The sequence below is a fragment of the Streptococcus parasanguinis genome (genome assembly GCF_001069785.1).
Lineage (GTDB): Bacteria > Bacillota > Bacilli > Lactobacillales > Streptococcaceae > Streptococcus > Streptococcus parasanguinis_T.
The window spans coordinates 31,523-55,525 of sequence record NZ_JVSR01000028.1 but is presented as its reverse complement, the minus strand read 5'-3'; the positions used below and the strand labels follow the sequence as shown (position 1 = coordinate 55,525).

The window sequence follows — 24,003 nt, the reverse complement described above, 5'->3', positions numbered from 1 at the left end:
GTATGGGTATCGTTGCAGAGTCGTATCCAGCTCTCAAGCGGCTCTACTCTTTGTTAAAATCGAACAGGCGCAACTCAGTTTACGCAATTTTTGCGAAAACGTTTGCGTACCATGTCATTATAAACTTTTTCCATATTTTCTGCAAGGGGTTTCTTAAAAAACTTTATATCTTTTTTAAAAAAGCCCCTTATCACTAGTTTAGTATTTATTATTAGCAATGTCAATGAATTAGCGGTTTTTATAGAAGAAAGTTTAGAATTAAAATATTTTTAAAAAATTTTCTCAAAATCACTTGCAAACGTTTTCGCCTTGTGATATACTTAAGTCGTTTTAGGAAAACGTTTGTCTAAAACGGTTTCTAATTATTATCTTTTTTTATTCTTTAGGAGGAATAAATCATGAAACGTACAATTTTACGTAGTGCTGCTGTACTTGGTACAGTTGGTTTTGCCGGCTTCTTACTTGCTGCTTGTAGCAATAACTCATCAGGTTCTTCTGAGGCAAGTAAAGAAATCAACGTCTATGTAGACAAAGGCTACAAATCTTATGTTGAAGAAGCTGCAAAAGCTTTTGAAAAAGAAAATGGCGTAAAAATTAACATCAAGACTGGTGATGCTCTTGGTGGATTGGATAACCTTTCTCTTGATAACCAATCTAAAAAAGCTCCAGACGTAATGATGGCTCCATACGACCGTGTAGGTGGTCTTGGTAGCGATGGTCAATTGGCTGAAGTGACATTAAACAAAGATAGCCATACAGATAAAACAACTGAAGCTCTTGTAACAAACGGTGGTAAAGTTTACGGTGCACCTGCTGTCATCGAAACATTGGTTCTCTACTATAACAAAGATCTTTTAAGCGAAGCTCCAAAAACATTTGGTGATCTTGAAAATCTTGCAAAAGATAGCAAGTACGACTTCGCTAGCGAACCTGGTAAAACAACTGCCTTCTTAGCTGACTGGACAAACTTCTACTACACTTACGGTTTACTTTCAGGTAACGGCGGTTATGTGTTTGGTAAAGACGGTACAGATCCTAAAGATATTGGATTGAACAACCAAGGTTCTGTCGATGGTATCGAATATGCAAAAACTTGGTATGCTAAATGGCCAAAAGGTTTGCAAGATACAAAAGCTGCTGCTAACTTCATCCAAACACAATTCCAAGAAGGTAAAACAGCTGCTATCATCGATGGTCCTTGGAAAGCTGCTTCATTGAAAGAAGCTAAAGTAAACTACGGTGTCGCAACGATTCCAACTCTTCCAAACGGAAAACAATATGCTGCCTTTGGTGGTGGTAAAGCTTGGGTTATCCCTGCAGGTGCGAAAAACCTTGATGGCGCTCAAAAATTCATTGACTTCTTGACAAGTACTGACCAACAAAAAGCTTTGTTTGACAAGACCAATGAAGTTCCTGCCAACACAGAAGCTCGTAAATATGCGGTTAGCAAAAACGATGAATTGACAACTGCCGTTGTTGATCAATTCAAGAACGCTCAACCAATGCCAAATATCTCAGAAATGAGTGCGGTTTGGGATCCAGCTGCTACTATGCTTTTCGATGCTGTAAGTGGTAAAAAATCTGCAAAAGCATCTGCTGACGATGCAGTGAAATTGATTAAAGAAACCATCGAACAAAAATTCGGTAGCAAATAAGACAGTTTTTAGGTGTGAGTAAGAGGTTGGAGACAAAGTCCCAACCTCTTATGTTCAATTTTCAAACACAACTTACTGTCTGACTTGTCTTCTTGCTCTCTAGCAAGGACATTATAAGGAGATTTGAATGACTACAGAACAAAACCCTAAAAAGGCTATGTGGCTCTCTTTGATCCCGGGTCTTGGGCAAATTTATAACAAACAAAAAACCAAAGGCTATATTTTTCTTGCCGTAACTGTTCTCTTTCTCGCCTATTTCCTAGGAATCGGAGTTGGAGAATTAGCGAAATTGGTTACACTTGGAACCGTCCGTGGACAAGATAATTCTCTCTTTATCTTGATTCGTGGCGCCTTCCACTTGATCATTACCATTGTTTACTTCCTATTTTATGCCTTAAATATTAAGGATGCTGGAACCGTTGCAAAACGTATCAACAATGGCATCGCTGTTCCAAAAACTGGAAAAGAAATGGTTCAAGCCATCTATGAAAATGGCTTCCCATATTTATTGATCATTCCTTCATACATTGCTATGACATTTGCGATTATCTTCCCAGTTTTAGTAACTTTGATGATCGCCTTTACCAACTACGACTTCAAACATACCGCTCCAACAACCTTGCTCGATTGGATCGGGTTCCAAAACTTCACTAATATGTGGACCTTGAGTACCTTCCGCTCAGCCTTTACATCTGTTCTTGGCTGGACCTTGATTTGGGCACTCGCAGCTTCTACTCTTCAAATCGTACTCGGTATCTTGACCGCTATTGTTGCAAACCAACCATTCGTAAAAGGAAAACGAATCTTTGGGGTTATCTTCTTGCTCCCATGGGCTGTTCCAGCCTTCATCACTATCTTAACTTTCTCAAATATGTTTAACGATAGTGTCGGTGCTATCAATGCACAAGTTATCCCATTGTTTGCGAAGATTTTCCCATTCTTAGATGGCATTTTGATTCCTTGGAAGACAGATCCTACTTGGACAAAAATTGCTTTGATTATGATGCAAGGTTGGCTCGGCTTCCCTTACATTTACGTCTTGACTTTAGGGATTCTTCAATCGATTCCAAACGATCTTTACGAAGCTGCTTATATTGATGGTGCCAACGGTTGGCAAAAATTCCGCAGCATCACTTTCCCAATGATTATGGCTGTTGCAGCTCCAACTTTGATCAGTCAATATACTTTCAACTTTAATAACTTCTCCATCATTTACTTGTTTAACGATGGAGGACCTGGTTCTGTCGGAGGAAACGCTGGATCTACAGATATCTTGATCTCATGGATCTACAAGTTGACAACCAATTCTTCTCCTCAATATTCAATGGCCGCAGCGGTAACCTTGATTATCTCTGTGATTGTGATCTCAATCTCTATGGTTGCCTTCAAGAAACTACATGCATTTGATATGGAGGATGTATAAAATGAAAAATTCAGTTCAATTTAAACGCCGCCTCAATCATTTCTTGACTTACCTGTACATGGTGGTTCTTTCAATCGTTATCATTTATCCATTGTTGATTACGGTTCTATCAGCCTTCAAATCAGGGAATGTCAGTGCCTTTACACTTGATTTTAGTGGCAATCTTAGTTTTGATAACTTCTCAAAACTTTTCTCTGAAACTCATTATGGCACTTGGTATATGAACACCTTGGTTATCGCCATTATCACCATGATTGTACAAACAAGTATCGTTACCTTTGCAGGTTACGCATACAGCCGTTACAATTTCTTGGCGCGTAAACAAAGTTTGGTCTTCTTCTTGATTATTCAAATGGTCCCAACCATGGCAGCCCTCACAGCCTTCTTCGTTATGGCTTTGATGCTGAATGCCTTGAACCAACCTTGGTTCTTGATCTTCCTTTATGTTGGTGGTGGTATTCCAATGAATGCCTGGTTGATGAAGGGATACTTCGATACTGTTCCAATTTCCCTCGATGAATCTGCGAAATTGGATGGAGCTGGACACTTCCGTCGCTTCTGGCAAATCGTCCTCCCTCTTGTTCGTCCAATGATTGCCGTTCAAGCGCTTTGGGCTTTCATGGGGCCTTTCGGAGACTATATCTTGTCTAAATTCTTGCTTCGTGACGAAGTGAACTATACGGTAGCCGTTGGTCTTCAAACCTTTATCAGTGACCAAAAAAATCAAAAAATCGCCTTCTTTGCAGCCGGTGCTATTTTGATCGCGGTTCCAATCTGTATCTTATTCTTCTTCCTACAAAAGAACTTTGTTTCAGGCTTGACAGCTGGTGGGGATAAAGGATAAAATAGAATCTTATTTCAAGCACATTTTATTTTTAAGTTAAGGGTAGTATGGTGGATGCTTTACTACCCTTCGTTAAGAATAAAATCAATCAAAGAGATTTCTCTTTGCATTTCTGATACTCTTATGTTTAGAAAGGTCATCTTATGCCCTATCCTTTTAATTATTTCGCAAGTATCTTCAATTTCCGCTCTTCTTTTGCAAACCGCAAAAAACTGAGCTGGTTCCAAATGATTTTTACTTCTTTCTTTCTAATCTCTATCACACTATTACCTGTGGCTCTGCAAAATGCTCAACTCAAAACCTATCCTTTGACAACCTTTGTCAGCGATGTGTTTGATCCTTTATCAACAGACGTTATGAAAGATATCCAAGAACACGTCGTGATCAAAGACCAAGAGCTCACCTATACAGGGACTAACCCTGTACACAAGACTTCAAAAGGACAGGTTATCTTAGGCCAAGAGGCAAAGGCTAGTGAAGGCAAGGAGTTAACACTCCATTTTGATCGCAAACAATTGATTATCTCAAAAGAGAATAAAGAACTCGCTACAGTCTCATACCAGGCTATTAATCAAGAGAGCCTTCGGGATAAAAAAAGCTTCACTCAAGCTATCTCTAGCGATTGGTTTCGCGACAATCGACTCCCTGTCAGTCTCTTTCTCGTGATTTTCTCTGGCTTCTTATCGACAGTCAATTATTTGATTCTCATCGTAGGGGCATCTTTCTTCCTCTACTTGACACGAAAATCTCGACTCTTTTCACTACAAACTTTCAAGGAATGTTTCAATTGTATTCTGAATTGCTTGGGACTCCCTATTTTACTGAGTGTCTTCATCAGTTTACTATTCCATCAAGTATTTACTACGACGATCATGATCCAAAATGTCTTATTTGTACTCTATCTTGCTATGGTATTTTATAAGACCCACTTCCGTGATCCAGACTATCACCGCTAGGAGGTTTTCTCATGCGTGTTACCATCAAAGATGTGGCGAAACTCGCTGGCGTCGCGCCTTCAACTGTCACGCGCGTCATCCAAAACAAATCCACGATTAGTGATGAAACAAAAAAACGTGTCCGTGAGGCCATGGTCGAATTGGACTACCATCCCAATCTTAATGCTCGCAGCCTTGTCAGCCAATCTAGTCAAGTCATTGCTTTGGTCCTACCAATCGACAGTGACGTCTTCTACCAGAATCCTTTCTTCCCAACTGTTTTAAGAGGGATCACCCAGATCGCATCAGACAATGATTATGCTATCCAAATCTGTACGGGGCAAAATGAAGAACGGCGGCTCGACAACCTCAAACAACTGATCTACGGTAACCGTGTAGATGGTTTGATTTTCCTTTATTCCAACCCGAATGATCCCCTCGTTGAATTTGCGATCAAAGACAAGTTCCCCTTCCTCATTCTCGGAAAGGCAGCTTCACCTTTTGTATCGCTAGTGGATAATGATAATATCAAGGCTGCATTTGATGCGACGGATTATTTCATTCAACAAAACTACCGAAAAATTGCTTTTATCGGGGGAAACAAAGAACTGTTCGTATCTCAAGACCGCTACGAAGGTTATAAAGAAGCCCTCCAAAAAGCAGGGATTCCTCTCGATGAAAAACTGGTTCATTTTTCATTTGGTTTTATGTTAGAAGACAATTCTTATCAAATGATGGAAAGCCTTCCCCTAGCAGAGTTAGATGCCATCATGACAACCGATATTCTCGTTGCTGAAGGGGTGCGCCAATACTTACTAGAACACCAGCTGACAATCCCGATTATTTCCTTTGATTCGATCAAGCCACGACTCGATATTGAAGCCTATATTGACATCAATGCGGTGGAACTAGGACGTGAGTCTGTTCGGACAATTCTTCAAATTATCAAGGATCACAAAGAAGGAAAAACTGTTTGCTACCGTCAATTGATTGACCATACCATTACGAAACTTTAGGAGTCTTTATGTCTACATTTACTGCTTATTTAGATGACCAAGACCTGATTCGTATCCAAAAAGGAGAGGAGCATATCCTTCCTTTTTATTTGGAAACAAACCAAGGTCGTCTTTCCTTAATCCCTGTCAAAACGTCAAGTGGAGCGACTGATACAGGAGACTATTTCTTAAGCCCTATTCCGCTTGAACTTGGTGAAGAATACACCATCTACGATGCCGCTGGAAATTCTTCTATTCTCCACTATCGTCAAATTGTTCGCAAACCCATTTTTGATCAAACCTTCACCTATAGTGGAGAGGATCTAGGAAGTTTCTACACACCAAGTCAGACACAATTTAAATTCTGGGCACCGATTTCGCAAGATGTGACCCTCCATATCGAAGATCAGGTCTATCCGATGAATCGTACAGAAAACGGTGTCTGGGAACTCGTGCTCAAAGGGGATTGGGAAGGAGCTACCTACCACTATAAGTTTCGTGTCAATGGCCTAGAACGTCGGATTCACGATCCCTATGCTCTATCCTCTTTAGCGAACTCTGGAGATAGCTTGGTCATCGACCGGAAGAAGATCACACGTCCTATCACGCGTGCCACTCGTCAATTAGACCCAACAGAGGCAATCATTTACGAGATGAGCGTTCGTGATTTCTCTGTCCAAAAAGAGGCTGGCTTTAAGCATCCTGGTAAGTTTAAAGGTTTAACAGAATCGCCCCAACTAAATGGCCAGATCCTTGGATTTGATTACCTTCAAAAACTGGGCATTACCCATGTACAGTTACTTCCTGTCTATGATTTCGGTAGTGTCGATGAAGAGGATCAATGGAAAGCCTACAACTGGGGCTATGATCCTGTTCAATACAATGTTCCAGAAGGCAGCTATGCGAGTGATCCTAACGATCCTTATGCACGAATCCTAGAGCTCCAAGACACCATTGACACCTATCACCGCGCCAATCTGAGTGTTATCATGGATGTAGTCTACAATCACGTCTACCAAGCAGACGAATACGCTTTTGAACAGATCGTTCCTGGTTATTTCTACCGTTATAATGCAGAGGGCGAGCGGACCAATGGAACCTTCTGTGGAAATGACGTAGCAAGTGAACGCTCCATGGTGAGACACTATATCAAGCAATCCCTCAAACAATGGGTTTCCCTCTACGGCTTTGATGGTTTCCGCTTTGACTTGATGGGAATCCTAGACATTCAAACCATGACAGAGATTGCAGAAGAACTCCGTGAAATCTATCCTAACATCTATCTCTATGGGGAAGGGTGGAAGATGGATACAGGCCTCTCTGAAGATCAGCTCGCTCACCAATATAACGCGAAACGATTACCAGCCTTTGGCTTTTTCAGTGATAACTTCCGGGATACGATCAAGAGAACACTTGTAGCTGGTCACCGTCGTGAGAGTCAACATTCCGCGAATGATTTTGCTAACATTCTAACGGCGAATGTCGGGAAGCTAGGGCCTGCTCATTTCACCCAACCTCAACAAGCCATTCAGTACGTCGAATGCCACGACAATGCAACTGTTTTTGATTATTTCCAATTTGAAAAGGAAGAGATTCGTCTAGAAGATCGAAAAGCTCTCTCACGATTAGCTCTTCATTTAGTGTTACTAGCTCAAGGAGTGCCGTTTATCCATGCTGGTCAAGAATTTTATCGCACAAAAGGGCTCGAAGACAACACCTATAACTTGCCAGATAGTCTCAACCAATTGGACTGGACATCCCTTCCAAAATGCCAAGAAGAAATTGCTTTTCTTGAAGAATTGATTGCTTATCGGAAATCACAGCCACTCCTTCGTTTGAAAAAAGGGCAAGAGATTCGCGACTACTGTGATGTCAAATGGTTGTCTGATCATCATTTGATCTACACGATTGAGAAAGATCGTGAAAAAATAACGATTCTTGTCAATATCGGTGATCAAGAACAGACCTATCAACATCCGAGCGATAGTCACCTGTTATTTGTCTATCCTCATACCAACCTAAAAACCCCTATTCCTAAAGGAAAGGAACTTTCTATTCCTGCCCATAGTTGGCTCCTTCTCCATGAAACTGAATCAGCAAAATAAAGGTCACCACAATGTGGTGACCTTTATTTTTATTCTTCTGTTTCCACAAAGCGTCCGATGATATGAACGTTTTCTGAAATGGTGATAAAAGCCTGAGGATCAGCTTTTTTCATAATATATTTGAATTCATTAAACTCTGCACGCGTAATAACTGTCAGCAGAACTGCTTTTTCCTGATGGTTATAGGTTCCTTCTGCATTGTGGATAATGGTTGCTCCACGATGCAATTTTTTATGGATCTTTTCAATAATGGCATCTGGCTGGCTCGTTACGATCATTGCCTGCATCCGTTTTTGCTTGGTAAAGACAGCATCCGTTACTCGACTCGATACGAAGATGGTAATCATAGAGTAAAGAGCATACTTCCAACCAAAGGTCAGACCAGCGATCAACATAATGGTCCCATTGACCAAAAAGGAGATGCTGCCGACATTCTTTCCTGTCCGTTTTCGAATCGTCAAACTGACAATATCCGTTCCTCCACTGGAAATGTTGTTCCGAAGAGCAAAACCAATCCCTGTTCCCATGACAACCCCACCAAATAGGGCATTCATGATCGGATCGTTGGTCAACGTAATCACTGGCACGAACTGAATAAAGAGGGAACTCATCGAAACCGTAATAAAGGTAAAGATGGTAAATTTATGGCCAATTTGATACCAAGCCACAATCATCAAAGGGATATTGATGGCATAAAAAGTCAAGGAAACGGGAATCGTAAAGCCAATAAAGCGTTGGCTCAGAACAGATAAAATCTGAGCTAGACCTGTTGCACCGCTGGAGTATACATGTCCTGGTTGAAAGAAGAAGTTGACGGCAATCGCTGATAGAAAACCATACAGCAAGGAAGCTGACACTTTTTCATCGTATTTCTCACGGGAGATGCTCTTCAGCACGCGCAATAATTTAATGTTATAAGCTAGTCGCCGCACATGATAGCGAAATAGCTTATAAAAGCGAGTTTTTTTCATTTTCAATCCATCGATTAGAAGAAAAGGAGAATCTTAAAGCAACTAATTCCTAGACTTTCCTTTTTCTCTCTTGTCCTATTCTTGCTCTGCCACTTCTACTTGAAGGTTTAACTCATCCAATTGTTTCTCAGAAACGACAGAAGGAGCTTGTGTCATTGGATCTGTCGCCTTGTTATTCTTAGGAAAGGCAATGACTTCCCGAATATTGTCTTCACCTGCAAGAAGCATTACGAAGCGGTCCAAGCCAATCGCCAATCCTCCATGTGGTGGGAAACCGTAATCCATTGCTTCCAACAAGAACCCAAATTGTTCATTAGCAGCTTCTTTTGTAAATCCAAGCGCCTTGAACATCCGTTCTTGTAAATCTTTATGATTAATCCGTAGGCTTCCTCCACCTAATTCATAGCCATTTAAGACGATATCATAGGCAATCGCTCGAACTTTTGAAAGATCGCCTTCCAATTCATGCTCTGTTTCAGCTTGTGGGAGTGTAAATGGATGGTGAGCAGACATATAACGGCCTTCTTCTTCAGACCACTCAAACATTGGCCAATCCACTACCCAAAGGAAGTTGTATTGATTGTTGTCAATCAAGTCAAGCTCTTTCGCAAGACGAACACGCAAAGCACCAAGCGTTGCATTGGCTACTTCAAGAGTATCTGCTACAAAGAGAACTAGATCCTTGTCTTCTAACTGTAAAGCAGCTGTCAAGTCACTTGTCAAGTCTGTCAAGAACTTCGCAACAGGACCGTTCAAAGCACCTTCAGCATATTTTACCCAAGCAAGACCTTTTGCACCGTATTGCTTCGCAACTTCTGTCAATTTATCGATGTCTTTACGAGAGTAATGATCTGCTGCCCCTTTTACGACAATCGCCTTAACTGCCGGAGCTTCTGAGAAGACTTTGAAGTCTACACCCTTGACAAGCTCTGTCAAGTCTTGGAGCAACATTTCAAAACGTGTATCTGGTTTATCTGAACCATACAAGGCCATAGCGTCATCATAATTCATCCGTGGGAATGGGAGTGTTACTTCAATTCCCTTGGTTTCTTTCATGACACGTGAAATCAAGCCTTCTGTGATATCCTGGATTTCTTGATCACTCAAGAAAGAAGTTTCCAAGTCGACTTGTGTAAACTCAGGTTGACGGTCTCCCCGTAAATCCTCATCACGGAAACACTTCACGATTTGATAATAGCGATCAAATCCAGCATTCATCAACAATTGTTTTGTAATTTGAGGACTTTGAGGAAGGGCATAGAAATGACCCTTATTGACACGGGAAGGAACCAAATAGTCACGTGCTCCTTCTGGAGTTGACTTAGAAAGAAACGGTGTTTCCACATCAATAAATTCTAATTCATCTAAGTAATTGCGAATCGAATGGGTTACTTTTGCACGGAGTTTGAGGTTTTCCAACATCTCAGGACGACGAAGGTCTAAGTAGCGGTAACGAAGACGAGTATCATCATTGGCTTCAATACCGTCCTTGATTTCAAATGGTGTTGTTTTGGCAGTATTGAGAACCGTAATAGCTTCTACCTTGAGTTCTACTGCTCCTGTAGGCAAGTTTGGATTAGCTTGTTCACGAGCTTCCACAAGACCTGTCACTTCTACAACATATTCACTACGGATGCTTTCAGCTGTAGCCATTACTTCTGCACTAACTGTTTCTGGATTGATCACCAATTGCATGATCCCTTCGCGGTCGCGTAGATCGATAAAGATCAAACCACCCAAGTCACGACGACGGCTAACCCATCCTTTCAAGGTAATACGAGTTCCAATGTGTTCTTCACGAACACGTCCAGCATACATTGAACGTTTCATTTCTAATTAATCTCCAAACTAATATTCTTCCTTCTATTTTACCATAAAGACCAGCAGAAAGTGGCCTTTAGCTCAACTTTTTCAGTCACCAACTTCTTTAATTATCGTGGCTCTCTTCTTTCTTTTTGGGATCATCGTAGAGAGTGGGTGCTAGCACCTTCATTAAAGTCGCCGTCCCAAATCGCAAGACAGCTGCTGCTAGTCCAAAAATAGGGGATAGGTAGCGGAAAAAGAAATCTCCCCTAAGTACATAGGTCATGCCACCCACAATAAAAAAGATCACAATTCCCTGAACGATTGCGTAAAACCAAATTTTTTTCACACTATTCTCCTTTTCACAAACCAGCTGACTTATCCACTGTTTTTTATCACTTATCCACAAAAATGTGGATAACTTTCACCTTTTGCCCCCTCAAAAGAGGAAGCGTCGTCAGCATCAGGACTTGCTTTCATCCATTTACAAGCAAGTTTCCCACAGCCTGTGGATAACTCTCTTGCTTATTTGTGACTTTCTCGTCACTTTCCTCACAAATCAAGGAGCCAGGATTTGATCCTGCCCCCTTTGATCAAGCATTATTTAAATTCGTCTGGTGTCCCTTTATATTGGGCCCAGTCTTTGCTGAAGAAGCGATCATTTAGATGGTAAGTTGGTGCTTTTTCAGCCTTTGTGACAAAGGGATTGACCGCTTTATCAAAGGCTAGCCAACCATTCCATCCCATATGAATCGTATCTTCCATAAAGTAGGGCTGATCACCATCTTTAGAAAAGTCTGCAATATTGGTGAATCCTTGACTTTCCAATTGGTAACGAATCTTTTGAACAGCCTGTTCATACTTTTCTTGGCTCAAGCCTGTGTATTTCATCCATTTGGCATTAACTGGAGGAATGACAAAGATAACATTGGTCCGAGATTTAGCAAACTGGTCTAGAACCAACTGCAAGTCATTGTACTCAGGAGATTGAACATAGGATTCGTTTTTTTGGAAACCTTTTAGTTTCTTCAACTTCATTTTTAAACGAGTATTGTAAAAATGATTGCTGATTCCAAGGTCGTTGTTATTGGTTTTGACTTTTGCTTCAGCCGTTGCAATTTCTTCCAATTTCTCATATGAGAATTGATCTGGTAAATCTTGTAGACGTTTTTTGACCTTCTTATCGTAATTCCCGTTTGTACGCGTTGCAAGATTACTAAACAAAGCATCTTCGCGCTGGACAAGGTGGGAAACAAACTGGTTCAAAGACTGATCAAATCTGGAAATTTTCTTTCCTTGAGAAATTTTTGTTACAACACTTTGAAAGGCGACATTTGGATACTGTTGTAACAGACGCTTTGCAGCATACTGGGATGCAGCATCCTGTTGGTGATTGGCAATAAAGCTATTCAACTGATCGCTATTAAAGAATTGTTGAAAGGCAGAGGAATCGTATCCCTTTTTGGTAAACCATTGCGGAGAAACCACATAAACAGCTGTATTGTCCTTGAGTTCTGGCAAAATCTGTTGCATTCCAAAATACTGGTTCAAAGAAGCCGCACCACGTTCTCCTAAAAAGTAGGGTCTGTAATTGCGGTCATATTTTTCAGCCAAAACTGCTGGATGCACCACATCAAAACGCAACCATTCACTTGAGCCGAAATAAGGAACAAAGCGATGCTGTGGATCCGAAAGTGCTTCTTGCTTCTTTGTACGACTCTTGAAGCCTTCTGCATTCAGACTAACCGCAGCTTTTTTCTCTTCAGTATAGTTGTGCTTATGATTGATTGGATAAAAGAATAATAAAGCTGCTACCATGAGGAGCGCGCAAAATACGGGCCCTAAAATCAGCCATAAACGCTTAAGCATTCTGAAGCTCCGTTACACCTTCTACGATCTTGTTGGCAGTGTTCCAATCATCGCGTCCAAATTCTGATACAGGAACACGGATGCCAAAGCGACTTTCCAATTCCACAATCAATTCGACTGTTCCCATACTATCAAGAACACCCGCATCAAAGAGATCCTCATCCATCATGTCTGAGACATCTTCCATAAACAATTCGTCAATAATTTCAATTACTTGTGATTTTACATCCATTTTTTATTCTCCTTTTATTTCACTTTTGGGAACCATTGCTGATCCAAGAATCCTGAGAAGATCAGGAAGGACAGCATCACTGTATTAAAGGTGATAAAGATCCCCAAAGCCTTGGTCCAACGATTGTCCGGTATCGGATCCAATCCTTTTGCTTTTCTTTCTTTATTGATGGTCTTTTTCTTGCGAATCCAAGCATCATTGATAACCATTCCAAGCCCATGGAAGAGCCCATAAGCGATATAGTACCAGGTCACTCCATGCCAGAAGCCCATGACCAACATATTAATAATGTAGGCAACATTTGAGGTGGTAATCCGGCTCTTGAACACTTTATTGCGCATCAGCACCATTACGAGACGCATAAAGACAAAATCACGGAACCAGAAAGATAAACTCATATGCCAGCGATTCCAGAATTCCTTTAAATCACGTGATTTAAAAGGACGGTCAAAGTTGATGGGACTTTTAATCCCCATCAAATTGGAAGCTGCTAAAGCAAACATGGAATACCCTGCAAAGTCAAAGAAAAGGTCAAAGCCATAAACATACATGACTCCCAGCGTTCCGATGTTGAAGAATCCACCTTGAGACAAAGCATAGGTCTGCACATGACCTAACAATAAGTGGCCAAAAATATGAGCTAGGATAAATTTATAAAGGAAGCCATACATAATGTACTTAACAGCTTGCTCCAACATATCCAATAATTCTTCGCGCTCAGGAATGGCTTTATAATCCTCATTAAAACGCTTGAAACGATCAATCGGCCCACTTGAGAAGGTCGGCATAAAGAGCATAAAACGTAAGAATTCCCAAAGTGTGAATTCTTTCAAGACACCATCTCGCATTTCGATGATCATTCCGACAGCCCGGAAGGTCAAATAAGAAATCCCTAAAAATCCAAACAAGGATTGGTGTCCATTCTTGATCGCTGGCTCTACCTTAACAAAGATCAAGGGCAAGACAGACAAGAAGGAATGAAGATAGAAAATCCACTTATTGTCCGCTTTCTGACGATAAAATTTGTAGGAATACACAATCAAGATTTGCCAGACTACGTAAAAGAGTAAGGCATAAATTTGCTTGAGATTCGAACCTGTCAGCATCAAAATGATAAAGATCAGACTCACAAGTCCTTCATATACCGGAAACCGCTTTTTGAAAAAGAGACCCACAAAGATCGGCAAAAAAGCTAGAATGAGGTAGATAAAATAGATCGGTGTTCCATAGTGTTCTAAATGAGGGAGCTGTTTCAAAAACTCGATCATCGGTTGTTAACCTCGCTAATCAACCCTTTGATGTCGATTTTCCCGTTTGGTGTTAATGGCAGGCTGTCACGGTAAAGGAATTTTGAAGGCATCATATAAGACATCATGATGTTTTCTAAATCTTCCTTAATGGCTTTCGTGATATCAATTTCGCGCTCAAATTGTTCTTTGACGCCCTCTTTTAAGATGACATAGGCCAAGAGATTTTGCACCTTGTGATCTTTATTATAACGCGGTACTGCGACTGCTGAGTCAATATACTTCGATTTATTCAAGTTTTGAGAGACATCCTCTAGCTCGATACGATAACCGTTAAACTTGATTTGGAAGTCCATTCGACCACCATAGAGAAGGAGTCCTTCATCCGTCATGGTTCCGACATCTCCCGTATGGTAGGCTGGCAGACCTTCAAATTCGAAGAAGGCTTCTGCTGTTTTCTCTGGATTATTCATATAACCTTTTGAAACGGCTGGTCCAGACACGATGATTTCCCCTTGCTCACCATTTGGCAATTTGTTGCCTGCCTCATCAATGATGAAGGTTGGAGAATCTTCTTTGGTATAACCAATTGGCAGACGTTTCAAAGTAGCTAACATCTCATCTGTTACGGCTACAGCCGAAAGAGCTACAGTTGCTTCTGTTGGGCCGTAGGCATTGATGATGCGTGCATTTGGGAAACGCTCGCGCAATTTCTGAGCAGTCTTGACTGTCAACTCTTCCCCATCAAAGTAGAAATGGGTGATCCCTGGCATTTTTTCAGCATTGAAATCTTCAGACAACATGGCCATATCTGCAAAAGATGGTGTTGAAGTCCAGATAGCAATCGGAAGAGAAAAGATGGTCGCAAAGAGTTGTTTGAAGTCTTGAGTAATGGCTGATGGAAGAGCAAAAAGCGTTCCTCCAAGAGCCAAGGTCGGTGCCCAGTACATGACAGACAAGTCAAAGGAATAGGGCGGTTGCGCCAACATTTGCGGACGCTCTGGCGTTGCAAATTCCTTGTCCGTAATCATCCAGTTGGTAAAGCTGAGCAAGTTATCGTGCGAAATTTGCACCCCTTTTGGTTTCCCAGTTGTCCCTGAGGTAAAGATGATGTAGTAGTTATCATCCCCTTTGACCGGATGTTTCAAGTCATAGGCATGCTGAGCCGCATAAGCTTCACGCACTTGCTCCAAGGACATGATTGGAGCAGCTGGGTTTTCCAATGGAAATTCATTGATGGCAATAATCAAGCTTGGCTCTGCTACTTCAACAATGGCAGACACGCGCTCCAAGGCAGAGTGGCTATCAATTGGGATATAGGCATGGCCAGATTTTGTCAAGGCCACAAAGGTTGCTAACATTTCATATTCTTGTCCACCAAAGACAACAACAGGTGACTTTTCAGGAAGTCCCATTTGATCAATGTGGGCAGCCAAGCTATCTGAATCAGCCTTCAATTGGCCATAGGTATGCTCCTCACCAAGGACATTGTAGACCGGATAGTCTGGTTGTAGTTGCGCATAACGTTCAATTGTCTCGATCATATCGTGAATAGGTTGGTTTGACACGGGTAGGAGTCTCCTTTTCTAAAATTCGTTGTAGATAAAGCCACCCTGACCTTGACCAAGGTAACTAAAGAAATAAAGTAGGGCTAGGAAAATGGCGAAATACAAGACCGTCTGCCCGATAAATTTATAAAGTGTTTTATGTTTCATAAGTTTCACTCTTCATTTTGATTGTTACTCACTATTTTACCATTTTTTATACCAAGTAAGCAATTTTAAACATAGTGAGAATGTCGTAGAAAACGTTATCATTTCAGACATTTATCCCTTCTAACCAAAGGATTTTTTTCTTTAATCAGTTTTTCTGATTGAAATCCTGTTTTATTTAACATTCCCCTGACGAATCAACTCCAGACACTTGTCCAGATCCACATCTCTCTCGAAATGGCTAGGTGTCCAAGGAATCTCTATATCGGGTAGAACACCCTGATCCGTCATCCCTTTCCCTTTATCCACGCTTAAACAGCGAGAGGTGGGAAACATTAAACAAAAATTGCCATAATCAACCGTACAACAATTAGAGTAGTCTAGAATCCCGAGAGTTGGTCGACCCACCACCGTTACCTTCTTAAACTGTTTCATCATCTGAACAAAGTTATCCCCAGATGAAGCGCAGTAGATATCCGACAATATAAAGATCCGTTCAGGATAGTGGCCACCTTTAACCTCTGGGAAGAATTCCTCGCTTTCTTGCTGATACAGTACATAACCTTTGCCTCGATGGCGGAGCAAATCCTTTTTCATATCTTCAAGCAGCTTAACTGTTTCAGGACTAATTTCTTCCTGTTGCATCCAGTCCTCAAAATCTTTCAAGCGCAGATCAACATTGCGTTCCGTATAGAGAATTTCCATACCATCATCGTCCCCGTCAAGCGAATCATAGCCCTGATCCTTTTCTAAACCTAGATGTAATAGAGGGATATATAAAGAATCTGTCCCTCCGCCGTTCTGTCGAACATCAATGAGAAGAAACTTGACTTCCGTCATCATCGGTAAACACTCTTGATATACCCGACTAATGGCTCCTTCATCCATAAAGTTATCCAGACGAAGATAAAGAATCTCATCGTCTAATCTTTTCCAAAAAATCTGATCTTGGATCGGTTCTCGACTAGGGACTACTTCAATGGTCTTTTCTATCCCTTCTCGAAGCAGGGTGACACTCGTTGACTGAGAGACCAAATCCGCCCATTCTCGGTAGTGTCTTTCAGGGGTCTTACTGATAAAATAGTCTTTATGAAGAGAAGCTATCTGATCCAAGTCACTTCCATCCAAACCTAGGATCTGATCTCCTACTTGAAGACCCGTATCTTCATTAGCTTCCTCAACATACAGTTTCTGTCCGTTTATTCTCAAAAGAAACCCTTTTGGACTGGCCTTTTTATCTCGAAAGGAAACATGCCCGATCACCCCAAAACTAGCTAGGTAAGTCTTAACTTGATAGAGAAAGGCATCATCTGTCATATCATCTGTAATGTTTTCTCGAAAAGGCTCTAGATCGCATCCTTTTCGATCCTTGATGGTAGATGAATCATGGGTCATAATAGAGACGACATCTTCAAAAATAGCAGTCTTTTTCATAAAGGATTCCTTCCATTTTTTAGAAACAGTATACCACTTTTTCTTAAAAAGTTCTTAAAACCCTAAAAAACTATCCTAAAGTAGGATAGCAGTTATAAATTCTTTCTTTTCTTCGCTTTCTTTGTCAGAGCGACATCACAATTTTCAATCTTGCTAATCAATAGATTGGCAAGGCCAAAATCATCAATGTTTGATTTCATATTTACCTCATAGTTCAAGGTCAGTTGTTCTCCAGCTTGGGCCGTTGTGACAGAAATAAAGTCAATCTCTGAACACCTTTGGTCCAACAACTGGCTGATTTGTTCTGCAACAGAATCTTGTTTTGAGACGGTAATGGTCAAATGACGGCGCCGTTGATGGTCTGCCTTGCTCTGTTTGTTCTCTAATACCAGCCATACCCCTAGTAAAGAAAGGGTTGATAATATGGCCAATAAAAGATAGCCTGAACCTGCCGCTAGTCCTATAATCATAGCTAAGAAAATGGCAATCAACTCTCTCGAACCACTCGTAGCCGAACGAAAACGGATCAAACTAAAGGTCCCTGCCACTGCAATCGAGGTTCCCAAACTTCCATTGACCAAAAAGATCACTAAGGTCATCATACAAGGAAGCAAGGTCAAACTAATGACAAACTCTCGAGTGTAAAGTGTCCGGTATTTATAGGTCCAAGATAGGGCCAGCCCTAGAAAGAGGCTGACCAAAAGGGCCAGCAGCAAGCGCAAGGGATCCACCGTTGCTGTAGCATTATTAAAAATAGAATCAAATAGATTAGACATAGGCAGCACCTACCGTTTCTTGAACTGGTCTTGGGGCATAATCCAAGCCTTGTGATTTATGATAAGCACAGCTATATTTTGAAAATTTCTGTTTGACCAGTCCGTACTTATCTAAAATATCCTTTAGCCATTTAGGTTCTTGCCCAGGAGCCTTAATTTCCATGATCACGAAGTCATCCTCTAGTAGAGGTTCTCCTTTCTTCCCATCAAAAAGGCTAACAGCCTGATCTCGAAAGACTAAGTTTTGATCGATTGTCACGCGAATCTTCTGATAAGGATAACCCTGAATGGATTTCTTTTCTTTGAGAGACAAGCGATCATAGTAAATGAACATCCGTGGTTCCAATCGATGACCATAACGTTTGCGTAATCTCTGAATCTCTTGCACTAAGTCTGGATCTTGTATCTGATGATCTACTTTCCCATCTGTCATCAAGTTGATAATGGCTTGTGAAGTGGCAACTAGACGGAATTTATGGCCAATTCCTTCTTCATCTTTTGACTTCACCTCTAGAAACACTGGACTGTCTGCTTGAGGTTTTTCTATATAAGTCCGCATCCGAATTTTTTCACGGCGGTGTTGTTTGGCAAGAGCATCTTGAATGACATCAAAATTTTCCGTATCAAAATAAATGTTTGAAATGGTTGAGGTTGGGTAATCATCTTCTACGACGTATTCTTTTAAGTCTTTAATCAAGTCCTTCACGTCATCTTTTGCGACGATATATTTTGTTTCGATTCGTTTGAAACTTGTCTCAATTGTTTTTTTCATGTTTCTTCTCCTTTAAGGGGGGGATCTATTATTTCTAACCTTCAGTCAGTATGAATACGACTTACGTGCTTTCTAGTTTAATGGGACTTTCTTAACTGGTCATTAAGCCAAACTTAAAGAAAACTAAAGTTAAGGTTCCTTTCAGAAAAACTTTAGGAAACTTTCAGCTAGCAACTTTAGACTAGGAGCATATCAATTGAACGAGAGGAAAAGCTCATGAAATCAAACAAATGGAAATTTTTATTAACGGGGGCCGCAACCCTCACCTTACTGACAGCTTGCACCCAGGCGTCATCACAATCAGCTACAAAAAGCAATACTGCACAAACAACCGCTACTTCTACTTCAAAAAATAAAACAAACAATTCCAACTATTTTACAGATAAGGACAAGGACAGCTCTTATGATGAAAGCAAAGCCTCTACTGTAAAACTGTCTGGTTCGTCTGCAAGTGTATCAGGTGACGGCGTTACTGTATCTGGATCCACCGTGACCATCTCAAAGGCTGGAACCTATGTCATCTCTGGTGAATCCGATGGAGTTCAAATCAAGGTCGAAGCAGGTGACTCAGATGATGTTCACATCGTCTTGAAAGGCGTTACCATGACCAACACCAACGCGCCAATTTCTGCTACGAAAGCAGGTCATGTCTACCTCACTCTAGCAGACGGCACGACCAATACCTTGTCTGATTCAAGTTCAAACAATGATGAAGATGCCGATGCGGTCATCTTCTCTAAAGGCGACCTCACCATCAATGGTTCAGGTACACTCAACATTGACGCCAAGAAGAACAACGGTATCAAGGCCAATGACACTCTCCATATCACAGGTGGAACCTATAAGATCACGGCTGTAGGAGATGCCTTCAACGTCAATGACGAACTCAATATCACTGGTACGACCATGACCATCGATGCAGATGAAGATGCAGTCAAGGTGGATAATGATGAAGATACTTCGGTCGGAACCATGTATCTTTCAGATAACAAAATGACCATCACCGCAGGAGACGACGGAATCCATGCTTCTGGAGATCTGATCATCGATAGCGGAACCTATGAGGTAACAGAGTCTGTCGAAGGTCTCGAAGGAAAATCGATCACCATCAACGGTGGTGATATCACCATCTACGCAACTGATGATGGTGTCAATGCAGCCAATGCTAATGCTAACCAAGATGAAATTTTCTTCACCATGAATGGTGGAACCCTCAACGTTGAAGTTGGCCAAGGCGATACCGATCCAATTGATTCGAATGGAAATATCACTGTTACCGGAGGAACCATTAAATTAACGGGACAATCTGGATTCGACTTTGATGGTACTGCTACCTACACTGGCGGAGACATCTATATCAACGGTGAAAAACAAACGGAAATTGTCAACTCCATGCCTGGAGGCGGTGGGGCTCCAGGCGGTGGCGGACCTCAAGGCGGTGGACCTGGAGGCGGGCATCAATAATAACAAACAAAGGCAGGATTTCTTCCTGACCTTTTTTTGTTGCCTTTTTTATGATAGAATAGAAATTCAATCAGCTTATCGAAAGGAACATGATGAAAAAACAGACACTACCTCTTTTGTTCACACTCTTGCTGTCTCTTCTTTTTCTATCAGCCTGTGTGCCGGACCTTAAGATCAACTTTAAAAAAGTACCCACTGCTACCAGCTCAAAAAAGAAAACCTTTAAAAAAAGTAGCTCGAGTCGTTCTAGCCTCCCGAGTCGCTCAACCAGTTCAAATAGCTCAAGCAACTCCTCTAGCTCTCCCTCAACTACTACGGAAACCTCTTCTGACATCGTCACGACCGAAGGACTCCCTAAAAATGCTCAAGAAGCTCCAAAAGATAAGATTTATGCGACAGGGAACCTAAAAGTAGCCTACTCTAGAAATGACGATAAAATTTTTGCACAGACGCCGGATTATGAAGGATATACCACCGCTCTTGTCCAAACAATTCTTGGGAATCCAGAGAAACAAATAACAGACCCTGCTTATATTGCCGAATCTTTTGAAAATACCGAATTAGAAAATATTAAAGGGCTCTACCACGAGGGAAAAATCACAGGGGAACAAGCTCACGCCTTTTTGATGGGAGCTGTTGATCTCAAACAAGCTTCTAAATTCGGAGTAAACTACACCATTTACACCTATAAAAACAACACTATCCAACTGGTCTTTGAAAACGACCAACTTCTCTATATTACTCCAAATCCTGATATCGTCTTCTTTAAATAATTTACATTCTCGCTTAGACAAGCGAGAATTTTTGTTTCACATGAAACAAAAAACTCCCAACACATTCTGTTGGGAGTTCCCGAAGATTAGTCCTCTTCATATTGTTTTGGATTATAGAACCACATTCCTAGCCCTGCAAAAAGAGCAATAGTCATCAGAAGGAAGGCCACTTGATTTCCAATTTCTCCTGTCATCGAAATCGTTTGACGAAGACCAGAAACGGTATAACTCATTGGCAAGAATGGATGAATGGCTTGGAAAAAGCCATTTGTCAAAGCAAGAGGATAGGTTCCTGCACTAGAAGCCAATTGCAAGAGCAAGAGGATCAAGGAAAGGAAAGCACCGATCTTTCTTTGCCATGTTGTCAAAGCAGTCACGATAGACATGAAGGCCACACTACCAATCACACAAAGGAAGAGAGTAGCCATCTCATGATTAGCTGATAACCCAATCAAGTGAACGGCACCATAGACCAAGACTCCTGCAATCACCGCAATCGTTCCGTTGACCTCAAAGCGAGATTTAAACCATGCCCAGCGACTTTCAGGATGACGACCGGATGGCAATTTTGCAAAGATCATATTGGTTGACAAGGCACAAACAAAGAGTGCTACAGAGATCATATAAGGAGCCATTCCGACACCATTCACCGGGACATTGTCACGGTCTGTTTTAGACAAAGTGACAGGATCTGCTAAGGTTTTAGCGTTTTCTTTTTCAGTTGTAGCCACATTCAATTGTCCCTTAGCATCGTTTAATCCTTGACTCAAGGTTTGGCTTCCTGTTGCTAATTCACCTAAACCATTTGTCAATGTTTGGCCACCTGCTGCTAATTTGCTGGACCCATCTGAGATTTGATTTGCACCGTCGGCTAGTTTATCAGCTCCGGTAACTAGTTGACCTGATTTTTCTGTCAACTGATTGACACCAGTGACAAGTTTATTGACACCACCTGCCAACTCTGGAGTCTTGCTGTTCAATTGTCCTACACCGTCAGCTAATTTTCCAGCACCAGCAACCAATTCACCCGACTTACCTGTTAATTGGGTCGCTCCTGAAGCCAGTTGATTCATGCCTGATGTCAAGGCAGGCATCTTCCCATTTAACTCACCTAGACCAGAAGCCAATTGATTGCTTCCTGCAAGTAATTCTGATGATTTACTATCTAGTTGACCAACACCTGCTGCTAACTGACTAGCCCCATTTGTTAAAGTACTGCTATTCGTCTGAAGTTGGGTTGCTCCATTAGCGATTTTATCGACACCAGCTGTATAAGCGCTGATCCCTTGACTGATGGTTTGACTAGCTGGCAACAATTGTCCACTAACTGCGGATTGGATCTTAGACAAGCCACTTGACAAGTCTGTCAAGGTAGAAGAAGCTGTCGGTAAAACTTGATTGGCTGCCGTTTGCAGTTGTGTCAAGCTATTTCCTGTATTCAAACTACCTTGGATCGTTTGAATCGTTGTCAAGATCCCTTGAGCCGCCGTTTCACTCGAGCTTGGGCTCGATGAGATTGCCGCATTGATTTCCGCTTGTTGGTCAGCTGTCATTGCTTGATAGGCTGCTGTCCCTTGCACACTTGCAAGGGCATTTGCACGATCCGCTTGGGCTGAAGCAAGGATTGATTGAGCTGAATTCGCAATACTCGTCAATCCAGACGAAAGTTGACTGGTATCTACCGTAGCATTTTGAATCGCTGCATTTAATTGGTTTAAACCTGCTGCCAATTGATCAATCTGAGCGGATTGACTTGTAGAAGCTTGTAGCTGGCTTGATAATGTTTGAATACCTGATTCTAATTGTGAAACCCCATTTCGAAGGGTAGCAGATTGACTACTTAATTGACCCGCTCCCTCTGATAAAGTAGCGACTCCATTTGTATAGGTTGCTAAACCATTTGAAAAGTTAGATAGGCCTGAATTCAATTGACGCACGCCATTGGTATAATTCCCAAGACCATCATTGAGGGTCCCCATACCGCTGGTTAATTGACCAACTCCTGAAGCCAACTGAGGGGTTTGACTCGCCATTTGATTGAGACCATTTCCTAATCGATCCACTCCGGTAGCATAAGCCATCAAGCCTGTATTAAAAGTACCAAACCCATTATTTAATTGATTGACGCCAGATACCAAGTTTGGAAGTTGACCAGCCATTTGATTGAGACCATTTCCTAATTGACCAACACCATCTGTATAAGCCGCTAGACCTGTACGAAGAGTAGTTGCACCATCTGAAAATGCTAAGCTTGAACGAGCCAATGTATTCAAATTAGTAGATAGTGTTTGACCACCATCTTCCAATTTACTTGCACCATCTGCTAATTTAGCACTTCCATCTGCCGCTGTCCCCATACCAGTTTTAAGCGATCCCATTTTGGAAAATAAAGCTGTTGTATACGTATTGGTCACTTTTTCAGCCACTGACTGCTTCATTTTTGTCATCGCAGTGTCGCTCATTTTCCCTGCGATAAAACTATGACCACTGGACGTTTGGTAATCAATGGTCATCTGTTCCGGATGATTGGTTAAGATGGAGCTAGCTTTTTTTGAAAGATCCTCAGGCAGGGTTACAATCATATAATAATCGCCATTTTTGAGACCATCTTTCGCAGCTTTCTCATCTACAAAATGAAAATCAAGTGAGTCATTGTCCTTCAAATTGGACACCATGTCTTTTCCGATTTCCATTTTTTGTCCATTATATGTAGCAGATTGATCCTTATTGACAACCGCTACAGGAAGATCCGAAACTTGGCCATATGGATCCCACATGGAAGATAGAAAAATAATATTATAAAGAGCTGGAATCAAAGCAACTCCAATCATGACAATGATAAATGTTGGCTTTTTAAGAATAGCCTTCCATTCTTTCATCATATTTTTTGTCTCCTTTTTATACACATTGTCTAAATTTCTGATATAATAGATTATACAGTTTCTAGAAATTTTCACAAGTAGGAAATCTTTATTTTTAGACACTGTGTATAA

General features: G+C 41.3%; 20 protein-coding genes. 8 read left to right on the top strand and 12 right to left on the bottom strand.

All coding sequences use genetic code 11. The features are described 5' to 3' along the window. Positions 1 to 398 precede the first annotated feature (398 nt). The 6 genes from ADG03_RS02095 (at position 399) to pulA (ending at position 7,957) form a co-directional block, all read left to right on the top strand. The gene (locus ADG03_RS02095; protein ID WP_049471793.1) at positions 399 to 1,655 is read left to right on the top strand and encodes an extracellular solute-binding protein; all 1,257 of its coding nucleotides are present in this window, start codon (positions 399 to 401) and stop codon (positions 1,653 to 1,655) included. Positions 1,656 to 1,782: 127 nt separating this feature from the next. Continuing rightward, positions 1,783 to 3,078 (top strand): carbohydrate ABC transporter permease, encoded by a 1,296-nt coding sequence (locus tag ADG03_RS02090; RefSeq protein WP_031574712.1) that lies wholly within the window; start codon positions 1,783 to 1,785, stop codon positions 3,076 to 3,078. A gap of 1 nt (position 3,079) precedes the next feature. Beyond that, positions 3,080 to 3,922, top strand: a complete 843-nt coding sequence (locus ADG03_RS02085; RefSeq protein WP_021154117.1) for a sugar ABC transporter permease — start codon at positions 3,080 to 3,082, stop codon at positions 3,920 to 3,922. Positions 3,923 to 4,065: 143 nt separating this feature from the next. Further along, complete coding sequence (locus ADG03_RS02080) at positions 4,066 to 4,878, top strand: DUF1189 family protein (protein WP_021154118.1); 813 nt, start codon at positions 4,066 to 4,068, stop codon at positions 4,876 to 4,878. A gap of 11 nt (positions 4,879 to 4,889) precedes the next feature. Next, a complete protein-coding gene (locus tag ADG03_RS02075; protein WP_013904333.1) occupies positions 4,890 to 5,873 on the top strand; it encodes a LacI family DNA-binding transcriptional regulator in 984 nt (327 codons plus the stop codon). Between the two features lie 8 nt (positions 5,874 to 5,881). Further along, positions 5,882 to 7,957, top strand: a complete 2,076-nt coding sequence (pulA, locus tag ADG03_RS02070; RefSeq protein ID WP_049471792.1) for a type I pullulanase — start codon at positions 5,882 to 5,884, stop codon at positions 7,955 to 7,957. A gap of 29 nt (positions 7,958 to 7,986) precedes the next feature. On the opposite strand, the gene ADG03_RS02065 is transcribed toward pulA, so the two are convergent. From ADG03_RS02065 to ADG03_RS02015, 11 genes are all read right to left on the bottom strand, one after another. Next, positions 7,987 to 8,928 carry a YitT family protein gene (locus ADG03_RS02065; RefSeq protein ID WP_049471791.1) on the bottom strand — a complete coding sequence of 314 codons (942 nt, stop codon included), beginning with the start codon at positions 8,926 to 8,928 and terminating at the stop codon, positions 7,987 to 7,989. A 75-nt stretch (positions 8,929 to 9,003) separates the two neighbouring features. Next, complete coding sequence (gene aspS, locus ADG03_RS02060; protein WP_049471790.1) at positions 9,004 to 10,758, bottom strand: aspartate--tRNA ligase; 1,755 nt, start codon at positions 10,756 to 10,758, stop codon at positions 9,004 to 9,006. Between the two features lie 97 nt (positions 10,759 to 10,855). Continuing rightward, a complete protein-coding gene (locus tag ADG03_RS02055; RefSeq protein ID WP_021154124.1) occupies positions 10,856 to 11,080 on the bottom strand; it encodes a hypothetical protein in 225 nt (74 codons plus the stop codon). A 251-nt stretch (positions 11,081 to 11,331) separates the two neighbouring features. Continuing rightward, a complete protein-coding gene (gene dltD, locus ADG03_RS02050) occupies positions 11,332 to 12,600 on the bottom strand; it encodes a D-alanyl-lipoteichoic acid biosynthesis protein DltD (protein ID WP_049471789.1) in 1,269 nt (422 codons plus the stop codon). Further along, positions 12,593 to 12,832, bottom strand: a complete 240-nt coding sequence (gene dltC, locus ADG03_RS02045) for a D-alanine--poly(phosphoribitol) ligase subunit DltC (protein WP_024055455.1) — start codon at positions 12,830 to 12,832, stop codon at positions 12,593 to 12,595. Before dltC ends, dltD begins: the two co-directional genes overlap by 8 nt. Positions 12,833 to 12,846: 14 nt before the next feature. Next, positions 12,847 to 14,100 carry a D-alanyl-lipoteichoic acid biosynthesis protein DltB gene (gene dltB / locus ADG03_RS02040; protein ID WP_049471788.1) on the bottom strand — a complete coding sequence of 418 codons (1,254 nt, stop codon included), beginning with the start codon at positions 14,098 to 14,100 and terminating at the stop codon, positions 12,847 to 12,849. Beyond that, positions 14,097 to 15,647, bottom strand: a complete 1,551-nt coding sequence (dltA, locus tag ADG03_RS02035) for a D-alanine--poly(phosphoribitol) ligase subunit DltA (protein WP_049471787.1) — start codon at positions 15,645 to 15,647, stop codon at positions 14,097 to 14,099. The genes dltB and dltA overlap by 4 nt, the downstream gene beginning before the upstream one ends. Positions 15,648 to 15,665: 18 nt before the next feature. Further along, positions 15,666 to 15,794 carry a teichoic acid D-Ala incorporation-associated protein DltX gene (locus tag ADG03_RS02030; RefSeq protein WP_003002102.1) on the bottom strand — a complete coding sequence of 43 codons (129 nt, stop codon included), beginning with the start codon at positions 15,792 to 15,794 and terminating at the stop codon, positions 15,666 to 15,668. A 171-nt stretch (positions 15,795 to 15,965) separates the two neighbouring features. Continuing rightward, positions 15,966 to 17,225: a S41 family peptidase gene (locus ADG03_RS02025; RefSeq protein ID WP_049471786.1), complete on the bottom strand. Its 1,260-nt coding sequence runs from the start codon at positions 17,223 to 17,225 to the stop codon at positions 15,966 to 15,968. A 92-nt stretch (positions 17,226 to 17,317) separates the two neighbouring features. After that, positions 17,318 to 18,001 carry a DUF4956 domain-containing protein gene (locus ADG03_RS02020; RefSeq protein WP_049471785.1) on the bottom strand — a complete coding sequence of 228 codons (684 nt, stop codon included), beginning with the start codon at positions 17,999 to 18,001 and terminating at the stop codon, positions 17,318 to 17,320. After that, the gene (locus tag ADG03_RS02015) at positions 17,994 to 18,773 is read right to left on the bottom strand and encodes a polyphosphate polymerase domain-containing protein (protein ID WP_021154130.1); all 780 of its coding nucleotides are present in this window, start codon (positions 18,771 to 18,773) and stop codon (positions 17,994 to 17,996) included. Before ADG03_RS02015 ends, ADG03_RS02020 begins: the two co-directional genes overlap by 8 nt. Before the next feature lie 216 nt (positions 18,774 to 18,989). Here ADG03_RS02015 and ADG03_RS02010 point away from each other — a divergent pair, with 216 nt between their 5' ends. Further along, a complete protein-coding gene (locus tag ADG03_RS02010; RefSeq protein ID WP_049471784.1) occupies positions 18,990 to 20,237 on the top strand; it encodes a carbohydrate-binding domain-containing protein in 1,248 nt (415 codons plus the stop codon). 89 nt (positions 20,238 to 20,326) lie between these two features. After that, a complete protein-coding gene (locus ADG03_RS02005) occupies positions 20,327 to 21,010 on the top strand; it encodes a DUF4947 domain-containing protein (protein WP_049471783.1) in 684 nt (227 codons plus the stop codon). A gap of 86 nt (positions 21,011 to 21,096) precedes the next feature. Here ADG03_RS02005 and ADG03_RS02000 read toward each other — a convergent pair whose 3' ends face one another. Further along, positions 21,097 to 23,892, bottom strand: a complete 2,796-nt coding sequence (locus ADG03_RS02000; RefSeq protein ID WP_049471782.1) for a YhgE/Pip domain-containing protein — start codon at positions 23,890 to 23,892, stop codon at positions 21,097 to 21,099. Positions 23,893 to 24,003 lie beyond the last annotated feature (111 nt).